Consider the following 16,847-nt stretch of genomic DNA (forward strand, 5'->3'; position numbering starts at 1 on the left):
GGTTATGACCTGGTGGAAGCGGTGGGCGAACTCTGAGCACTTGGTGCTGGGATTGGCGCTGGCCTGTTTTGCCGCTCTTGTTCCCTTCACGCCGGGCATCACAAGCGCGGAGAACTTGGCCAACCTGGCCCTTACCTTGCTGCCGCTCTACGTGGTGGCCATGGGCCAGACGGCGGTGATGATCACCGGGGGCATTGATCTGTCGGTGACATCCACCATGGCGCTCACCAGTGTTTTGGGGGCGGCCATCATGAGCGGCGATCAAGGCTGGCTGGCGGGGCATCCTCTGGCTCTGCCGGTGGCCTTGGCGGGCATGGTGGCGTTGGGTGCGTTGGTTGGTCTGCTCCATGGCGCAGCCGTGGTGTTGCTGCGGATGCCGGCGTTCATTGTCACGCTTACCGGCATGATTTTTTTCAGCGGGCTGGCCATTTGGCTGACCAATTCCCGCAACATTGGTTCTTTGCCCCCCGCATTTAATGCCATAGGTGGCCAGGCCTGGCTGGCATTGCTGGTGGTGGCGCCGCTGGCGCTCGCCATGCACCTGGCTTTGCGTCAAACCGTATGGGGCAGGTGGCTTTTTGCCTGCGGGCAAAATCCGCGCGCGGCCCGTGTTTCCGGCGTGCCGGTGGGCGGGGTGGTGGTGAGTGCGTATGTCCTGAGCGGCCTGCTGGCCGGAGTGGCTTCCATCCTTTACACCGGCCAGGCAGAAAGCGGCTCGCCGGTGCTGGGACAGCGTCTCTTGCTGGACATCGTAGGCGCCACGGTTTTGGGAGGCACCAGTTTGTTTGGTGGCCGCGGCAGCGTACTCTGGACCTTTTACGGGGTGCTGTTTTTCAAGCTGCTGGACAACGGGCTCAACCTGCTGGGGTTGTCGCATTACAACATCATGTTCATCAAGGGGGCGGTCATCCTGGCCGCCGCCGCCGCCGATGCCGTGCGCCGGCGAATCGCTGCATGATTGTCTGCGAGTCCATCAGCAAAAGTTTTGGCGCCGCGCGGGTGTTGCGCGAGGTGAGCTTCTCCGTGCCGCCGGGGCAAACCGTGGGGTTGGTGGGTGAGAATGGCGCAGGCAAGTCCACCCTGATGAACATCTTGGGGGGCAACCTCCGGCCCGACAGCGGCCGGATGTGGTGGGCGGGAGAACCTTACGCGCCGCGTGATGCCCGCGATGCGGAACGGCGCGGGATTGCTTTTATCCACCAGGAATTAAACCTCTTCCCCAATTTGACGGTGGGCGAAAACTTGTTCCTGACCGCCTTTCCCCGGCGGGGCGGACTGCCGCTCATTCACCGGCAAGTGTTGCGGAAGCGCGCCTTGGCCCTGCTGCAGGAAGTGGGATTGGACCTTCCGCCGGAGACGCCGGTGGAGCGGCTGACGATGGGGGAACGGCAACTGGTGGAGGTGGCCCGTGCCCTGGGGCAGGAGGCCCGGTTGATCATCTGGGATGAACCCACCACCTCCCTGGGGGCGCGCGAGGCGGAAAACCTGTTTGCCCTCATGGGGCGCCTGCGAGCGCGTGGGCTTTCCATGATTTTCATCTCCCATGCCTTGGAGGATGTTTTGCGCCTGTGTGATGCCGTGGTGGTACTGCGCGATGGGGAGGTGGTGGGCGGGGGCCCGCGCGAGCAGTTTGACCAGCAACGATTGATCCACTTGATGGTGGGCCGTCAACTTAATCAGCTTTACCCGGAGCGGCCCGCCTTCGTGCCGCGCCCGGAAGAACTGCCTCTGTTGGAAGCACGTCATCTGAGCCAGCCAGGGGTCGTGCATGACATCAGTTTTCGGCTGCATGCGGGGGAAGTGTTGGGGGTGGCCGGCTTGATGGGCGCCGGCCGCACCGAGCTGGCACGCATTTTGTTTGGTTTGGATTCTTATCAATCAGGGGAAATTTTGGTGCGGGGGCATCCGCTGCAGCGCCCCAGCCCCCGCCAATGCCTGCGGCAAAGGCTGGCGTTTGTCACCGAAAACCGCCGCGAGGAGGGCCTCTGCCTGGAGGCCACTGTGGCCGACAACGTGGCGCTGGTAGCGTTGTCCCGGCATGCCCGCCGGGGATGGATCAACCGGGCCGAACTGCAACGAGCGGTGCAGGAATTATGCGCGGCGGTGCGGCTGCCCGCTCCCCCGCCGTTGTCCCTGCCGGTGGGCCAGCTCAGCGGGGGGAATCAACAAAAAGTCGTCCTTGCCAAATGGCTGTTGAGCCGCCCGGAAATTTTGATTCTGGATGAACCCACCCGCGGTATTGATGTGGGGGCGAAATATGAGATTTACCAGCTCATCGCCCGGCTGGCGGAGCAGGGGACGGGAGTCCTCATGATCAGCTCGGAGATGGAGGAACTGCTGGGGATGTGTGACCGTCTGTTGGTGATGGCCCGCGGCGAGATTCAGGCTGAGCTGCCGCGCCACGCCTTTCAACGTGAGCGCATCCTGGCCGCCGCGCTGGGAGGGCGAAAGGCCGGCCACGCATGAAAAACGCCGCTTCCAAATGGCTGATGCGGGCGCTCAATGCCGCCCCGCTGCTTTTGTTTGCCCTCATGCTGGCGGGGTTTGGGCTCAAGTCGCCCAACTTTCTGTCCCTGGCCAATATCACCAACATTTTGGTTCAGGCGGCGCCTACGGCCATGGTGGCGGTGGGCATGACTTTTGTTTTGGTGGCTGCCGGCGTGGATTTGTCGGTGGGAGCGATTATGTTTGTAGCCGCCGCGCTGGCCGGCAAGTATGCCATGAGCTCCGGCTCCATTGTGCCCGCAGTGGCGGTGATGGTGGCGACGGGATTGCTGCTGGGCGCCGTGAATGCTGCCCTGATTACCTGGCTGCGCCTCATTCCCTTTGTGGTCACATTGGCCATGCAATTCATCGGCCGGGGGCTGGCCCTGAACATTACGGAAACCCGCTCGCTGCCTTTGCCCGAGGCATTTTTAAGTTTGGGCACGGAGCGGTGGCTGGGTGTGCCTCTGCCGGTGTGGTGGCTGGCGGGTGTGGTGGCCCTGGCGCATGGTGTATTGGAACACACACCTTTCGGCCGGCAATTGTATGCCGTCGGGCATGATGCCGAGGCGGCCCGCAAAGCGGGACTCCACCCGCGCCGCATTGTAGCGGCGGTGTACGTGATCAGCGGGTTCTGTGCGGCCCTGGGGGCAATTCTCGCCATGGCGCAACTGGGGGCGGTGTCGCCCAAGTTTGGTGAAAACAAGGAATTTATGGCCATCGCCGCCGCTGTGCTGGGCGGCACCAGTTTGTTTGGCGGCCGCGGCAAGGTGTTTCCCGGCACGCTTTTGGGGGCCATATTGATTCAGACGATTGAAAACGGTTTGGTGATGCTCAATGCCAATCCCTACCTTTACCCCCTGATCACCAGTGCGATCATCTTTGTGGCGGTGTTGGTGGACAGCCTGCGCAATCAATGGCAGGTCCAATGGAGCCGGCGCTGGATTCGCCGGGAGGAAGAACCGGAGCTATCATGAAAAAACGCTGCGCTTCTGAGCTGGATTGCCGTATTTTCCGCACAGGTTCCCTTTGTGAAACTCCGCCCCCCATGGAGCTGGTGGCCGGACCGCTGCGCCTCCTGTTTGAAATTGAATCCGGTTTTTTGCGGCGGGTTTGTCTGGGTCGGCGCGAGCTGCTGCGCGGGATTTATGCCGCCGTGCGGGATGAAAATTGGCGCACCATCCCGCCACAGATCCTGGACTTTCAACCTGAAGTGTATGCGGATCATTTTCTCCTGAAATTTCATTGCGAGCATCGCGAAGGCGGAATTGATTTTCGCTGGGACGGGCAGGTCGAGGGCCATTCAGATGGGACGATTATTTACACCTTGGATGGCCGGGCGCATGCCACTTTCCGCAAAAATCGTATCGGCTTTTGTGTCTTGCATCCCATTCGCGAGTGCGCGGGCGCGCGCACACGCCAGGTGCGCGTTGGCGGGGAGGTGATCGAGGGAAGATTTCCCAGCCTGATTGAGCCGCAAATCTTTGGGCAAAGTCCCTTGCGTGATTTGTGTGCCCTCGCTCATGAAGTGCAGCCCGGCTTGTGGGCGGAGCTGAAGTTTGCAGGCGACCTTTTCGAGATGGAAGACCAGCGCAACTGGACGGATGCCAGTTTCAAGACGTACTGCACACCGCTGGCTTTGCCTTTTCCCGTGCTGGTCAAGGCAGGCACGCGCATCCAACAGCGGGTCGAACTGCGCTTGAAAGGCGCGAAGGGGCGCATGCCCTCTGCACGGCCCACCTCGAGGAGGACCATCGTCCATCTGCGCCTGCCCGGAAACGCCAGCAAATGGCGGCCTTTGCCGTTGTTGGGTTTGGGGATGGCTACGCACGAGGAGCCCCTGTGCGAGCAGGAAGCGGCATGGCTGCGGGCTTTGCCACTGGCTCACCTGCGCTGCGACTTGCCCCTGAGCCAGCCCCATTGGCCGGCTCTATGGCGCCGGGCGGTCCGTCAGGCGCGACGGCTCAATCTGCCCTTGGAACTGGCCCTGCACCTGCCTTCTGACTTGCAGGCGATCCCTGACACGCTGGCCCGCACCCTGGCCGCGTCTGGCGTGGCCCTGGCACGCGTGGCAGTCTTGCGTGAAGGCGAAGCGGCCACGTCCCTGGTCACCCTGGAAAGGGTGCGCCGCCTGTTGGGGAGGTGGCTTGACTCCGTGCCGGTGGGGGCTGGCACCAACGCGCATTTTTGTGAATTGAATCGCGAGCAGGCGCTGGGCAGGGTGCCGTGGCAGGAGGCCGATTTTTTATTCTGGCCCATCACTCCCCAAGTGCATGCCTTCGATGATGTGTCCTTGGTCGAAACGCTGGAAGTGCAGGGAGACACGCTTGCCAAGGCGGCGGCTTTCGCGCCGGGCAAGCCGTGCGTCATTTCGCCGGTGACCCTCAAGCCGCGCTTCAACGCCGTGGCCACCACCGCGGTTGCATCGGCTGCCCGCCCCGACAGCTTGCCGGAAAACGTTGATCCACGACAAAGTTCGTTGTTAGCGGCGGGATGGACATTGGGCTCATTGGCCACCTTGTCTGTGAACGGGGTCTCAGCGTTCACTTACTATGAAACCACCGGATGGCGGGGCGTCATGGAAACCCGGAGTGGCTCTCCTTCGGAGCTTGGATTCCACTCCGTGCCTGGGGGAGTATATCCCGTTTACTTTGTGCTGGCGGCCCTGGATGGTTTTAACGAGTTTGCCGCGCCCTCCACGTCCGGCGCTGACCAGATTACTACATTGGCCCTGCGTGACCGGCTGGGCAGGCGGCGTTTCGTGGTGGCAAATGTGCGGGCCAGCCGGCGGAAGATTCAGTTACACCTGCCGCATGGCGCCTGGGCCGTGCGCACTTTGCACGAGGAAAATTACCTCCGTTACGCGTGTCATCCTGAACAATTTATCCGGGAGGCGGGGGAAGTCCGGCACGCGGTTTCGTCCAAACTCCAACTGGAGCTTGGCCCTTGTGCGCTGGCCGTGGTGGACGAACTCAGTGACTTTCCAAACCAGACGGTGCGGGGGCAGCGGCGTCCAAAACATCAGCCAGTTTGCTCAACAGACTCTTCACCGTGAACGGCTTCTCAATAAAATGCATGCCCGGCTCCAGAATGCCGTGATGCGCGATGACGTTGGCGGTGTAACCGGACATGTAGAGGCAGCGCAAACCGGGGCGGACCGGGATGATTTTATCGAATAACTCGCGCCCATTCATCCCGGGCATGATGACATCGGTGATCAGCAGGTGAATTGGTCCCTGATGCTGGTTCGCCAGCCGCAGGGCCTCGGCAGGGGTGCGTGCGGCCAGCACGTGGTAGCCATTTTGGGCCAGGATGCGCTGTCCCAGGTGCAGCACCTGATCTTCATCCTCGACCAAGAGGATGGTTTCGTTGCCGCGGCGGAGCTTTTCCTCGGTGCTTTGCGGACCCGGCGCCTCGTGGTTGGTTGCGCGCGGTATATACACCTTGAACGTCGCACCCTGGCCGGGTTCACTGTACGCATTAATCAGACCGCGGTTTTGTTTGACAATGCCAAAAACCGTGGCCAATCCCAAACCGGTGCCTTTACCGGGTTCTTTGGTGGTGAAAAACGGCTCAAACAGGTGCTCCTTGGTGTGGACATCCATGCCTTCTCCGTTGTCCGTGACAGCCAGCATCACGTAATCGCCGGGCACCGCCTCGGCGTGGGTGGCGGCGTAGGTTGCGTCCAGTGTCATATTGGCGGTTTCGATGGAGATCAAGCCGTGCCCGCGAATGGCATCGCGGGCGTTGACACACAAATTGGCCAGGATTTGATCCACCTGGGCCGGGTCCATCCAGACCGGCCACAAGTCGGCGCCGGGTCGCCAGTCCAATTGAATGTTTTCGCCGATGAGGCGGCGCAACATCTTGAGCATGCCCTGCACAGTCTCGTTGAGGTTGAGAACATGCGGGGCAATGGTTTGTTTGCGGGCAAAGGCCAGGAGTTGGCGGGTCAATTCCGCGGAGCGCTGTGCAGCCAGTTCAATTTCCTTGAGGCTCTCACGGGCCGGGCTGTCCGGAGGCAGATCATCCAAAGCCATGGCCACATTGCCCAGGATGGCTTGCAGCATGTTGTTGAAGTCATGGGCAACGCCGCCCGCCAGCCGGCCGATGGATTCCATTTTTTGTGCTTGAGCCAGTTGCCCCTGCAATTTTTCGCGCTCGGCTTCCGCCATCCGCTGGGCGGTGATGTCGGTATGCGTGCCAATCATGCGCAGGGGGCGTCCAGTTTCATCGAACTGCACGATTTTTCCCACGGACAAAATCCATTTCCACTCGCCCGTTTTGGTGCGCTGGCGGAATTCGACGCGGTAGTCAGGCCGCCGTCCGGCCACGTAGTCCAAATAGACACCATACACCGTCTCCCGATCGTCCGGGTGCAAGCGCTCCCGCCATGCGGCGCTGGTTTCCTTCAATTCTTCCGGTTTGTAGCCGAGCATGCGCGCGTATTCCGGGCTGACTACTGCCTCGCCGGTGACGAGGTTGAAGTCATACAGGCCCTCGTTGGCTGAGGCCAGGGCCAGGCGCAGCCGCTCCTCGCTTTCTTGGAGTGCCTGCTCGGTTTTTTTCCTGGCGGTAATGTCGCGCAGGTGTTCGATCACATAGAGCAGGTGACCGTGTTCGTCGAGCACGGGGTAGGAGCGGACGTCCAACCAACAGCCCATTTCGGGCACAAATTTCTCGATTTGGGCCGGCCGGCAGGTGGCCAACGCCTCTTCGCTGGCGCACAAGGCACAGGGGTGGTGACGGCCAATCATCTCGTAACAGGGGCGGCCTCTGGCCTGTTCTGCCGTCACTCCCAACAGACGGTAGCCGGCGGCATTGTAACGGATCACCCGGCGTTGGGTGTCCAAAACACCGATGACATCTGGAATGGCATCCAACAGCCCCTCCAACATCCGGGCCACTTCATACGAGTGTTGCTTATCCTGTTGAGCTTGTTGCCGCGCCAGGTCCGCCTGGCGACAGGTGGCCTGCATGTGTTGGACAGACTGGTGGCTTGCCTCCAATTGTTGCGCGAGGTGTTGTCGCTGCAATTCGGTGATCTCCGCCTGGTTCTTCCACTCCTGGCGCTGGCGGTAAAGCCGGTCATAGGCACCCACCTGCGCCAAAAAAGACGGGCCGCGTAGCGGCCCCGCGAGGCAGCCGTCGGCGCCGGTGTGAATGCCCTCCAGCCCCGCGGGACTCAAGGCCTGTTCCTCCAAGGTCAACAAAAGTATGCCCTGAGACCGGCTGGCGTCAGATTTCATCTGCCGCACGACTTCGAGACTGGCGGGGCTGGTCAATTCGGGGTCCAGCAAGAGTAAATCGGCCCCTGTCTCACGCAAGGCGGCCATGGTGCCCTGACCGGTGGTGGCCCAGTCGCTCCGGTAGCCGGCCGCGACCAGTTCCTGGGATGCGCGTCGGGCGGTCTGCGCGTCATGGTGGGCGATAAAAATGCGGGTTGGGCCCATGGCGGAGCTGGTACTCATAATTAATCAGGCGACCTTTCACACCCTGCTCGTGGCTCACCGGTAAGAACGGAAGCTTGCGGGCGGGCTGAATTAAGAACGGTTGAACGATCGTGGCCGGGGATGTTTTTCACCCCCTGCCGTAACGGCGGTTCAACTTATGAAACTACTCTACGCTTGGGGGGAAGTAATTGCCAGCCGAAATTAGGGGTCCGTGGTTTTCGGGTTTGCCACATTCCTGCGGTTTTGGCTGTGTTCTTGAAATACTGCAGGGTAAGGGGCATATTTCCGCCCTCATGGATTTGATAGGTGATTTATATCAGCAGGGGCGTGCCGCGGGACGGCCGGTCATCTCGTTTGAGTTATTTCCCCCCAAGACGGAGGCAGGCTGGCAACAGTTGGTGCGGCACACGTTGCCGGAGTTGCAGTCCTTGCGCCCCGATTATTTTTCGGTCACCTATGGCGCGGGGGGGAGCACCCAGGAAAAATCGCTGCAGTTGGTGCGGCTGCTGGCCCAGGACTGCAAGGCCAACACCTTGGCCCATCTGACCTGTGTCAATGCCACGGCCGCCCAAATTCAACACGTCCTGGCTCAGTTCCGGGCGGTGGGGGTGCGCAACATTCTGGCCCTGCGTGGTGACCCGCCGCCGGAGCAGCCGGAATTTGCGCCGGTGCCCGGCGGGTTCAGTTACGCTTATCAACTGGTGCAGCTTTTGCGCGAGATGGGGGGGTTCAGTATTGGTGTGGCGGCGTTTCCCGAGGGGCACATAGCCTGTCGGGAGGGCAAGCGGCGGGACTGGGAGCATCTGGCCGCCAAAATTCGTTGTGGGGCGGATTTTGCCATCACTCAGTTGTTTTTTGACAACCGGCATTATTTGGCCCTGCGCGACTTCTTCAAGGAACAGGACCTGCAAGTGCCGTTGGTGCCGGGAATCATTCCCATCTTAAGCACGGCACAGATTCAGAAGTTCACCGCCCTGTGCGGCGCCGAGATACCGCCGGCTCTGGCACAACGCCTCCGAGAAGTCGCTGCCGACGAAGCCGCCACAGTGGCTTTGGGCATTGAATATGCCGTGCAACAGTGCCAGGAGCTCCTGGCACGTGGAGTCCCAGGCATTCACTTTTACTGCCTGAACAAGGCCCATTCCGTCAGCGTGATTCTGCGTCAGTTAGGGTTGCGATAAATCCATGCATGGCGGCGCCACATTCGGGTTGCCTCCGGCACTGCTCCTCCTGCTGTGCCTGGGGCTGGGTTGTCGGGTTTCGGCACCGCCCAAACGCCCTCCCCCCCCGGTGGAAGTGCCCGCCGCCTGGAGTGCCGGAGGGGCTGAGAGCTCTGCGGTGACCGACGTGTGGTGGCAAACCTTGGGGGCCACCGGACTGGCGGCAGTGGTCGAGGAGGCATTGCTGGCCAACTGGGATTTGAAGGTGGCGGCGGCCCGGTTGGAGGCGGCGGTGGCCCAGGCACGAATAGCCGGGGCGGCGATGCAGCCCCGTGCCGGCTTTGACTTTGGTGCCAACCGTCAGGAACGCAATTTCATCGGCCTGCCCATTCCCGGGGCGGGCAACCGGGTGTTGACCTCGCGCTCCACATCCTATGGCGCCACCTTTAGTGTGAGTTGGGAGTTGGATTTGTGGGGCCGCATTCGAGCCGGGCGGCAGGCCGCCCTGGCTGAAGTGCAGGCCAGTGCGGCAGAGCTGGCGGCAGCCAAGCTGTCGCTGGCCGCCCAAACCGCCCGGGCATGGCTGGCGGCGACAGAGGCTGCCCAACAAGTTGCCCTGGCCCGGCAAACGGTGACCAATCTTCAGTTGACAACCGCCCAGGTGCGCCGCCGGTATGATCAGGGCCTGGCCCCAAACCAGTCGGACCTGCGCCTGGCCCTGGCTAATGAAGCCGCGGCCAGGGCGGCGCTGGCCGAGCGTCAGTCGCTTTATGAGCGCACCCTCCGACAATTGGAAATCTTGTTGGGACGTTATCCGCGCGGGATGTTTGAAGTAGAACAGGCCCTGCCGCCCCTCCCGCCTCCTCCGCCTGCCGGTTTGCCTGCCGAGTTGTTGGAGCGGCGTCCGGATTTAGTCGCCGCCGAGCGCCGTCTGGCGGCGGCAGATGCGCGTTTGCTGCAAGCCAAAGCTGCCTTGTATCCGCGCATCACCTTGACGACCACCGGGGGGACGAGCACGCGGGATTTGGTGGATTTGCTCGATCTGGATTACAAGGTGTGGTCCCTGGCGGCCAATGTGGTGCAACCCCTGTTTGAGGGGGGACGTTTGCGCGCCGAAGCCGCCCAGGCCCGCGCGCGTGCGGAGCAGGCGATGGCCGAATATGCCCGCACCATGCTCCAGGCCTTTGCAGAAGTGGAAACGGCCCTGGCTGTTGCCGCCCCACTGGCGGCGCGCGAGCAGGAACTGGCCGAGGAGATGCGGCAGGCCCAGGCCGCCTGGCGGCTGGCGGAGGAACGGTATGTCAGCGGTTTGGAGAACTACCTGTCGGTGCTGGCCGCCCAGCGGCAGGTCATCAACAGCCAGAGCCAGCGGCTGGCGGTGCAGCGGGCCATTTGGGAGAACCGCATCAATCTGCATCTGGCGTTGGGCGGCGGATTTTCCCTTGCCCCGTCGCAGCCGGCTTCTCACCGTAAAGAGGACCGCCCGAGGTTCAATCCACGATGAAAAGATTACTACACATTGGCTTAATCCTTGGGGTGCTGACGGCGGGTTTGGGGGTGTCGGCCTACCTTGTCAAGACTCGCAAAAAGCCCGAGCCGAAACCGGCGCGACGCCTGCCGCCCCTGGTGCGCGTGCTGGTCGTGCAGCCCACGCAAATGCAGTTGTCCGTTCACAGTCAGGGGGTGGTAACGCCTCGCACCGAGGTAACCCTCGCGGCGCAGGTGGAGGGGCGCATTGTCTCAGTATCCCGCTCCTGGGTGGTGGGTGGTTTTGTGGAGCAGGGCGAGGTGCTCCTGCAGGTGGATCCCAAGGATTACGAGCTGGCCTTGGTGCGTGCCGAAGCCAACGTCACCGCCGCCCAAGCGCGGTTGGTGCGCGAAGAAGCCGAAGCCCAGGTGGCCCGGCAGGAATGGCGCGAGTTGCACGGCGAGGGTCCGCCGCCGCCGTTGCTGGTGCGGGAGCCGCAACTGGCTGAGGCAAAAGCCGCCCTGGCCGCGGCTAAGGCTGCGGTGGAGGAGGCTCAATGGCAGTTGGAAAAAACACGGGTGACGGCCCCGTTTGCCGCGCGCGTGTTGAGCAAAAGCGCCGACGTCGGCCAATATGTTGTGCGGGGCACCGCCTTGGGCCGCTTGCAGGCCGTGGATTATGCGGAAGTGCGCCTGCCTATTCCGGTAGATCAACTGGCTTTTGTCGAACTGCCCATGGCCCCAGAAGATTACTCCAGCCCCGGCAAAATGCCCGAAGTGCGGCTGCGCGGGCAGATTGGCGGAGTCGAACACGCCTGGACCGGCCGGGTGGTGCGCACAGAAAGCCAGATAGATCCCCAGACCCGGATGTGGATGGCCGTGGCACGGGTGGAAGACCCCTACCAACGCCGGGCCGGAGCCTCCCCCAAACCGCCTCTGCCTGCCGGATTATTTGTGCAGGCCGAGATCCTGGGCCGTAGGGTTGAAAACGTGTACGAGCTTCCTCGTTTTGCGCTGCGGGGTGAAGCCCAAGTGTTGGTGGTTAAACCGCTCCAGCCTCTGGATGGCGCCGGTGTCAGGGACGGTGAAGGTGAGCTGGAAATTCGCGCAGTGCCGGTAGTGCGGACCACCCGGGAGCAGGCCCTGGTGCGCGGCTTGAATCCGGCCGAGCTGGTGTGTCTTTCCGCGCTGGATGCGCCGGTTAATGGCATGCGCGTGCGCTTCGCCCTTGCGGGAGCATCCTCCACGCCCTCCGCCCAGCCATGAACCGGATCATCGAGTGGTTTGCACGAAACAGCGTGGCGGCCAACCTGCTGGCGTTGGTGGTCATGGTGGCCGGATTGATGACCTCCCTGACGCTGCGCAAGGAGATTTTCCCCGAATTTGACTCGGATCTAATTACGGTTTCTGTGGTTTATCCGGGCGCTGCGCCGGAGGAATGTGAGGAGGGGATATGCGTTAAAATTGAAGAGGCCATCCAAGGTTTGGAAGGGATCAAGAAGATCACCAGCACGGCAGCCGAAGGGGCGGGCGCGGTCACGATTGAGTTGTTGCCCGGCACGGATCAGCGCAAAGCCCTGGACGACATCAAGGCGCGTGTGGACGCAATAGACACCTTTCCCTTGGAAGCGGAGAAACCGGTCATCCGCGAGGTGACCATGCGCAAGCAGGTGATCAATGTGGCCATTGCGGGGGCCGCGGACGAGGCCACGCTCAAGCATCTGGGCGAGCGGGTGCGGGATGAAATCGCGGCGCTGCCGGGCATTTCCGAGGTGGTGCTGGCCAACAGCCGCCCCTACGAGATCAGCATCGAGGTAAGCGAAACCGCGTTGCGGGCGCATGGCCTGAGTTTTGACGAAGTGGCGCAGGCCGTGCGGCGTTCCTCATTGGATGTGCCGGGCGGGGCGTTGCGGACGCGCGGGGGGGAAATCCTTCTTCGCACCAAAGGGCAGGGCTATCGCGGGCGCGATTTTGAACAACTGGTGCTCCGCACACGCCCGGACGGCACACGCCTGCTCCTGGGGGAGGTGGCGCGGGTGGTGGACGGTTTTGCGGAGACGGATCAGGCGGCCCGTTTTGACGGGGATCCGATGGTGCTGGTGCAGGTCTTTCGCGTGGGGGAGGAGGATGCCATCCAGATTGCCGACACGGTAAAGGCTTACGTCGAGCGGGCGCAGCAGGAGATGCCGCAGGGCATACGGCTGACGGTGTGGCAGGATGATTCGCGCTATTTGCGCAGCCGTCTGGAGCTGCTCTTGCGCAACGCGCGCACCAGTTTGATTTTGGTGGTGGTGACGCTGGCGCTGTTCATCCGTCTGCGCCTGGCCTTGTGGATCACCTTTGGCATTTTCTTTTCGTTCATGGGGGCTTTGTGGGTGTTGCCCGGGCTGGGGGTGACCATCAACTTGCTGAGTCTTTTTGCCTTTGTGCTGGTGCTCGGCATTGTGGTGGATGATGCGATTGTGGTGGGCGAAAATATCTATACCCACCAGTCCCGCTCGCATGAGGGGCTGCAGAGCGCCATTCGCGGGGCGCAGGAAGTTATGGTGCCGGTTTTTTTTGGCGTGCTGACCACCGTGGCCGCCTTCGCCCCCCTGACCACCGTGCCGGGCAATACGGGCAAGATCATGAAGGTCATTCCGCTGATTGTCATTCCGGTGCTGCTTTTTTCCTTGTTGGAGTCCTACCTGGTGTTGCCTACCCACTTGAGGAACATTCACGCGAAAGATTTTGGCGAGGTGCACGGCCTGCGGGGGCTGTGGCGGATGGTACAGAATGCGGTGGACGCCGCCCTCCAATGGTGGATTAAGCGTATTTATCAACCCTCCCTGGAGTGGTGCCTGCGCTGGCGTTATTTGACGCTGGCCTCGGCCTTGATGCTGCTGGTGGTGACCGCCGCGCTGGTGGTGGGGGGGCGCATCAAGTTTGTTTTCTTCCCCAGTGTGGAGGGGGAAAACGTGGCCGCCTTTCTCACCATGCCCCTGGGCACACCGGCGGAGGTGACGGCGGAAACCGTCAGGAAAATTGAGGCCGCCGCTTTCAAGTTGCAGGAGGAACTGGTGCGCGAGCGCGGCGAGGAGGCCCGCAGGCTTTTCCGGCACATCATGGCCTCGGTGGGCGAGCAGCCTTATCTGACCGCCATGCGCCGGGGCGGGGGGCGGATTGCCGCCCAGATCACCGGCGCCCATCTGGGCGAAATCCAGATTGAACTGGCCCCGGCCGAGGAGCGCACCATCAGTGCCGTGGAAATTGCCAACCGCTGGCGGGAGCTGACGGGTCCTGTTCCAGATGCGGTGGAACTGACCTTTACCGGCACGCTCTTTACTCCCGGCGATCCCATCAACGTGCAATTTTCCGGCCCGGACATGGAGGAGTTGCGCCAGGTGGCGGAACAATTCAAGGAACGCCTGGCAGGCTTCACCGGCGTCAAGGACATTTCAGACACCTATCGGGCCGGCAAACAGGAAATCAAACTGCGCATCAAACCGGAGGCGGAGGCGTTGGGGTTGACGCTGAGTGATTTGGGGCGGCAGGTGCGCCAGGCGTTTTATGGCGAGGAGGCTCAGCGCATTCAACGCGGACGTGATGAAGTCAAGGTCATGGTGCGTTACCCAGCCCAGGCGCGACGCTCGTTGGGAGATCTGGAGGAATTGCGCATTCGGGCCCCTGGTGGCGTCGAAGTGCCTTTCGCGCAAGTGGCGGAGGCTCGTCCCGGCCAGGGCTTTGCCACCATTACGCGGGTCAACCGGCAGCGCGCCATCAGCGTAACGGCGGACGTGGACGTCAGTCAGGCCAACGCCAATGAAATCAACCGTGAGTTGCGGGATCGAGTGTTGCCCGAGCTCCTGGCCGAGCATCCGGCGGTGCGCTTCAGTTTTGAGGGCGAACGACGGGAACAGGGCGAGACCTTGGGTGGGGTGATGCGTGGGCTGGTTGTGGCGCTATTGTTGATCTACGCGTTGCTGGCCATTCCTTTGGCCAGTTACTTGCAACCGTTCATCATCATGGCGGCCATTCCTTTCGGGTTTGTGGGCGCGGTCTATGGCCACGTTTTGATGGGGCTCGACCTGACCATTCTGAGCATGTTCGGATTGGTGGCGCTGGCAGGGGTGGCGGTCAATGACAGTCTGGTGATGGTGGATTTCATCAATCGCTATCGCGCGGAGGGGCATAGCGTGAGCGAAGGAGTCCGGCAGGCGGGGGTGGCGCGCTTCCGGGCCATTTTGCTCACCTCATTGACCACCTTTGCCGGCCTCTTCCCGCTCATCATGGAAAAAAGTTTGCAGGCCAAATTCCTGATCCCCATGGCCGTTTCGCTGGCGTTTGGGGTGATTTTCTCGACTTTTGTTTCATTGATTTTGGTGCCGGTGTTGACGGTCATTTTCCATGACCTGCGCCGCTGGATTTTGCCGGGAAGCACTGCCCCGCTGAATGGCGTGGGGGGGCCTTCTCAACCGCCGCAGCCCGTCTAGATATGTTTTGGGCGGCCGACATTCACGAAAGCGTAAGCCCCAGCGTGCGGCAGGGGATTGTGCAGCAAGCGTTGAAAGACCGGGTCATCCCTGCGGCTTTGCATTACGAAACACCGCGCCAGGCCCAGAAATGGCTTGAATTGCACAAGGCTTTTTCACCTGCCCACCGGGAGGAGGGGGGCGCAGCCAATTACCGGCATGCCAGTGGCCGGCTTGCGGCGCAACTACCTGCAAGGGAGGTGGTGGTTATCGGGTTGGGGTGTGGCAGCGGCTTCAAGGACAGATTGCTGGTCCAGGCATGCCTGGATTGCGGCCTCACCGTTCATTATGCGCCGGTGGACATCAGTCTGCCCCTGGTTTTGTCTGCGGCCCGGGCCGTGCAGCCATTGATCCAGGCGCGAGGTGGCAAACTTTTTCCCCTCGTGTGCGATTTGACCGCGGAGGAAGATTGGCGGTCCTGGTGGCAGCCCAAAGTGCCGTCCGGCGCCGTGGGCGTGATCACCTTTTACGGGTTACTGCCCACTTTGCCGCCAAGGGAAGTCCAGCAGGTCCTGGCCCGCTGGCTGGCCCCTGATTCCTGGTTGCTGCTGAGCGCCAATTTAATTCCCCAGCCCGGGCATGCCGTCAGCCTGCAACAGGTCCTGCCGCAGTATGACAATGAGCCAACCCGCCAATGGCTGGGCCTCTTGCTGGAAGATCTGGGTGTGCCCGGCGAAGCGGGACGCCTTCATTTCCAGGTTGAGATATTGTCTGGCTGTCCATCGGTATGGGCGATTGTGGCCAACTGGCAATGCCTGCAACCTCTGGATTTGGTGGTGGGGGAAATCCCTTTCCATTTTGAAGCAATGGCGCGTTTGCGGCTGTTTTCTTCCTTTCGTTATACCACCTCCCAAGTGGAGGAACTGTTGCAGCCCCTGGGACAAACGAGGGTTGAATCTTGGCTTGATTCAACTGGGGAAGAAGGTGTTTTTCTTTGTGTCGGGAGGCAGGGAAGAATCCTCCCTAATCGTTTTTAAGCTGAAGGGCCTCCTTCTCGCAGGCAACTAGACTTTGGTACATCGTTTCTGCATCCGGTGCCTCCAGCAATTGTGCCACCAAGCCGGTTTTTTGCGCCATCAGGCAGATGCGGGCCAGGGTGTGAAGGTGCAGTCGCTCGTCCTGGCAGGCCAGAAGAAAAAACAAACGGGTAGGCTCGCCGTCGGGTGCCCCAAATGGAATGTCCTGCACACTGCGGGCGACTAGTAGAAAGGAGTCGGTAAACATATAAGGGAGGTGATGCCGCGGGTGCGGCACGGCCAGACCGCCGGGCAGGCCGGTGGGGCAGAGCGCTTCCCGCTCCTCCAGACTCTTGAGCAACTCCTCGGGATCGGAAACCAGACCTGTGGCATCGGCCAGTTTGACAAGCTCGCGCAGAATGGAGGAACGCGTTTTTCCCTTCAAATTCGGGGCCACGTAAGCCGGCTTGACCAGCCACGGCATGAGTTCTTCGCCGGGCACCAGTCTGCGCGTGGCGGCTGTGCTGCGGGCGTGGTATTCCTTCAAAGGTTTGGCCTCCAGTCCCAAGATGCGTTGCGAGGCCCAGGCGTCCACTTCGGCCCGCCGGAAGATAATGCGCCCGCCGCGTTTTTCGTGGGGAATTTCCTGGCGTTTGACCAGGGTTTCCACGTCCTGCGGTTGCAGGTGCAGGTAGTCAGCCACTTCATTCAGGCTCATTTCACGAAACGGCATGGAGCCATGATGCCTTCAGCCCGCAGGGCTGGCCAGTTGAAATTTCCGGCTGTTGTCTGCGCTTTTACGCTTGTCACCCTGCC

The 16,847-nt window shown here is 61.7% G+C and carries 11 protein-coding genes; 9 read left to right on the forward strand and 2 right to left on the reverse strand.

All coding sequences use genetic code 11. The features are described 5' to 3' along the window. Positions 1-4: 4 nt before the first annotated feature. The 4 genes from N3J91_12625 to N3J91_12640 are packed head-to-tail and all read left to right on the forward strand — an operon-like array spanning position 5 to position 5,539. A complete protein-coding gene (locus N3J91_12625; protein ID MCX8157269.1) occupies positions 5-958 on the forward strand; it encodes an ABC transporter permease in 954 nt (317 codons plus the stop codon). Next, positions 955-2,466 carry a sugar ABC transporter ATP-binding protein gene (locus tag N3J91_12630; GenBank protein ID MCX8157270.1) on the forward strand — a complete coding sequence of 504 codons (1,512 nt, stop codon included), beginning with the start codon at positions 955-957 and terminating at the stop codon, positions 2,464-2,466. Before N3J91_12625 ends, N3J91_12630 begins: the two co-directional genes overlap by 4 nt. Continuing rightward, positions 2,463-3,461, forward strand: a complete 999-nt coding sequence (locus N3J91_12635) for an ABC transporter permease (GenBank protein MCX8157271.1) — start codon at positions 2,463-2,465, stop codon at positions 3,459-3,461. Before N3J91_12630 ends, N3J91_12635 begins: the two co-directional genes overlap by 4 nt. Next, positions 3,458-5,539, forward strand: a complete 2,082-nt coding sequence (locus N3J91_12640) for a hypothetical protein (GenBank protein MCX8157272.1) — start codon at positions 3,458-3,460, stop codon at positions 5,537-5,539. Before N3J91_12635 ends, N3J91_12640 begins: the two co-directional genes overlap by 4 nt. On the opposite strand, the gene N3J91_12645 is transcribed toward N3J91_12640, so the two are convergent. Continuing rightward, positions 5,457-7,955, reverse strand: a complete 2,499-nt coding sequence (locus tag N3J91_12645) for a PAS domain-containing protein (GenBank protein ID MCX8157273.1) — start codon at positions 7,953-7,955, stop codon at positions 5,457-5,459. The two genes, N3J91_12640 and N3J91_12645, sit on opposite strands and share 83 nt — an antisense overlap. Positions 7,956-8,230: 275 nt before the next feature. Here N3J91_12645 and metF point away from each other — a divergent pair, with 275 nt between their 5' ends. From metF to N3J91_12670, 5 genes are read left to right on the forward strand one after another with little or no spacing between them, the layout of a single operon-like run. Further along, positions 8,231-9,118: a methylenetetrahydrofolate reductase [NAD(P)H] gene (metF, locus tag N3J91_12650; GenBank protein ID MCX8157274.1), complete on the forward strand. Its 888-nt coding sequence runs from the start codon at positions 8,231-8,233 to the stop codon at positions 9,116-9,118. Positions 9,119-9,122: 4 nt separating this feature from the next. Continuing rightward, a complete protein-coding gene (locus N3J91_12655) occupies positions 9,123-10,601 on the forward strand; it encodes an efflux transporter outer membrane subunit (GenBank protein ID MCX8157275.1) in 1,479 nt (492 codons plus the stop codon). Continuing rightward, positions 10,598-11,830 (forward strand): efflux RND transporter periplasmic adaptor subunit, encoded by a 1,233-nt coding sequence (locus N3J91_12660; GenBank protein MCX8157276.1) that lies wholly within the window; start codon positions 10,598-10,600, stop codon positions 11,828-11,830. Before N3J91_12655 ends, N3J91_12660 begins: the two co-directional genes overlap by 4 nt. Next, entirely contained in the window at positions 11,827-15,036 is a 3,210-nt protein-coding gene (locus tag N3J91_12665) for an efflux RND transporter permease subunit (protein MCX8157277.1), read from the forward strand. Before N3J91_12660 ends, N3J91_12665 begins: the two co-directional genes overlap by 4 nt. 2 nt (positions 15,037-15,038) lie before the next feature. Further along, complete coding sequence (locus N3J91_12670) at positions 15,039-16,052, forward strand: L-histidine N(alpha)-methyltransferase (protein MCX8157278.1); 1,014 nt, start codon at positions 15,039-15,041, stop codon at positions 16,050-16,052. On the opposite strand, the gene N3J91_12675 is transcribed toward N3J91_12670, so the two are convergent. After that, entirely contained in the window at positions 16,039-16,764 is a 726-nt protein-coding gene (locus N3J91_12675; protein MCX8157279.1) for a PTS sugar transporter subunit IIA, read from the reverse strand. The genes N3J91_12670 and N3J91_12675 overlap by 14 nt on opposite strands. Positions 16,765-16,847: the final 83 nt, after the last annotated feature.

The organism is Verrucomicrobiia bacterium, from assembly GCA_026414565.1.
Classification (GTDB): Bacteria; Verrucomicrobiota; Verrucomicrobiia; order Limisphaerales; family Fontisphaeraceae; genus Fontisphaera.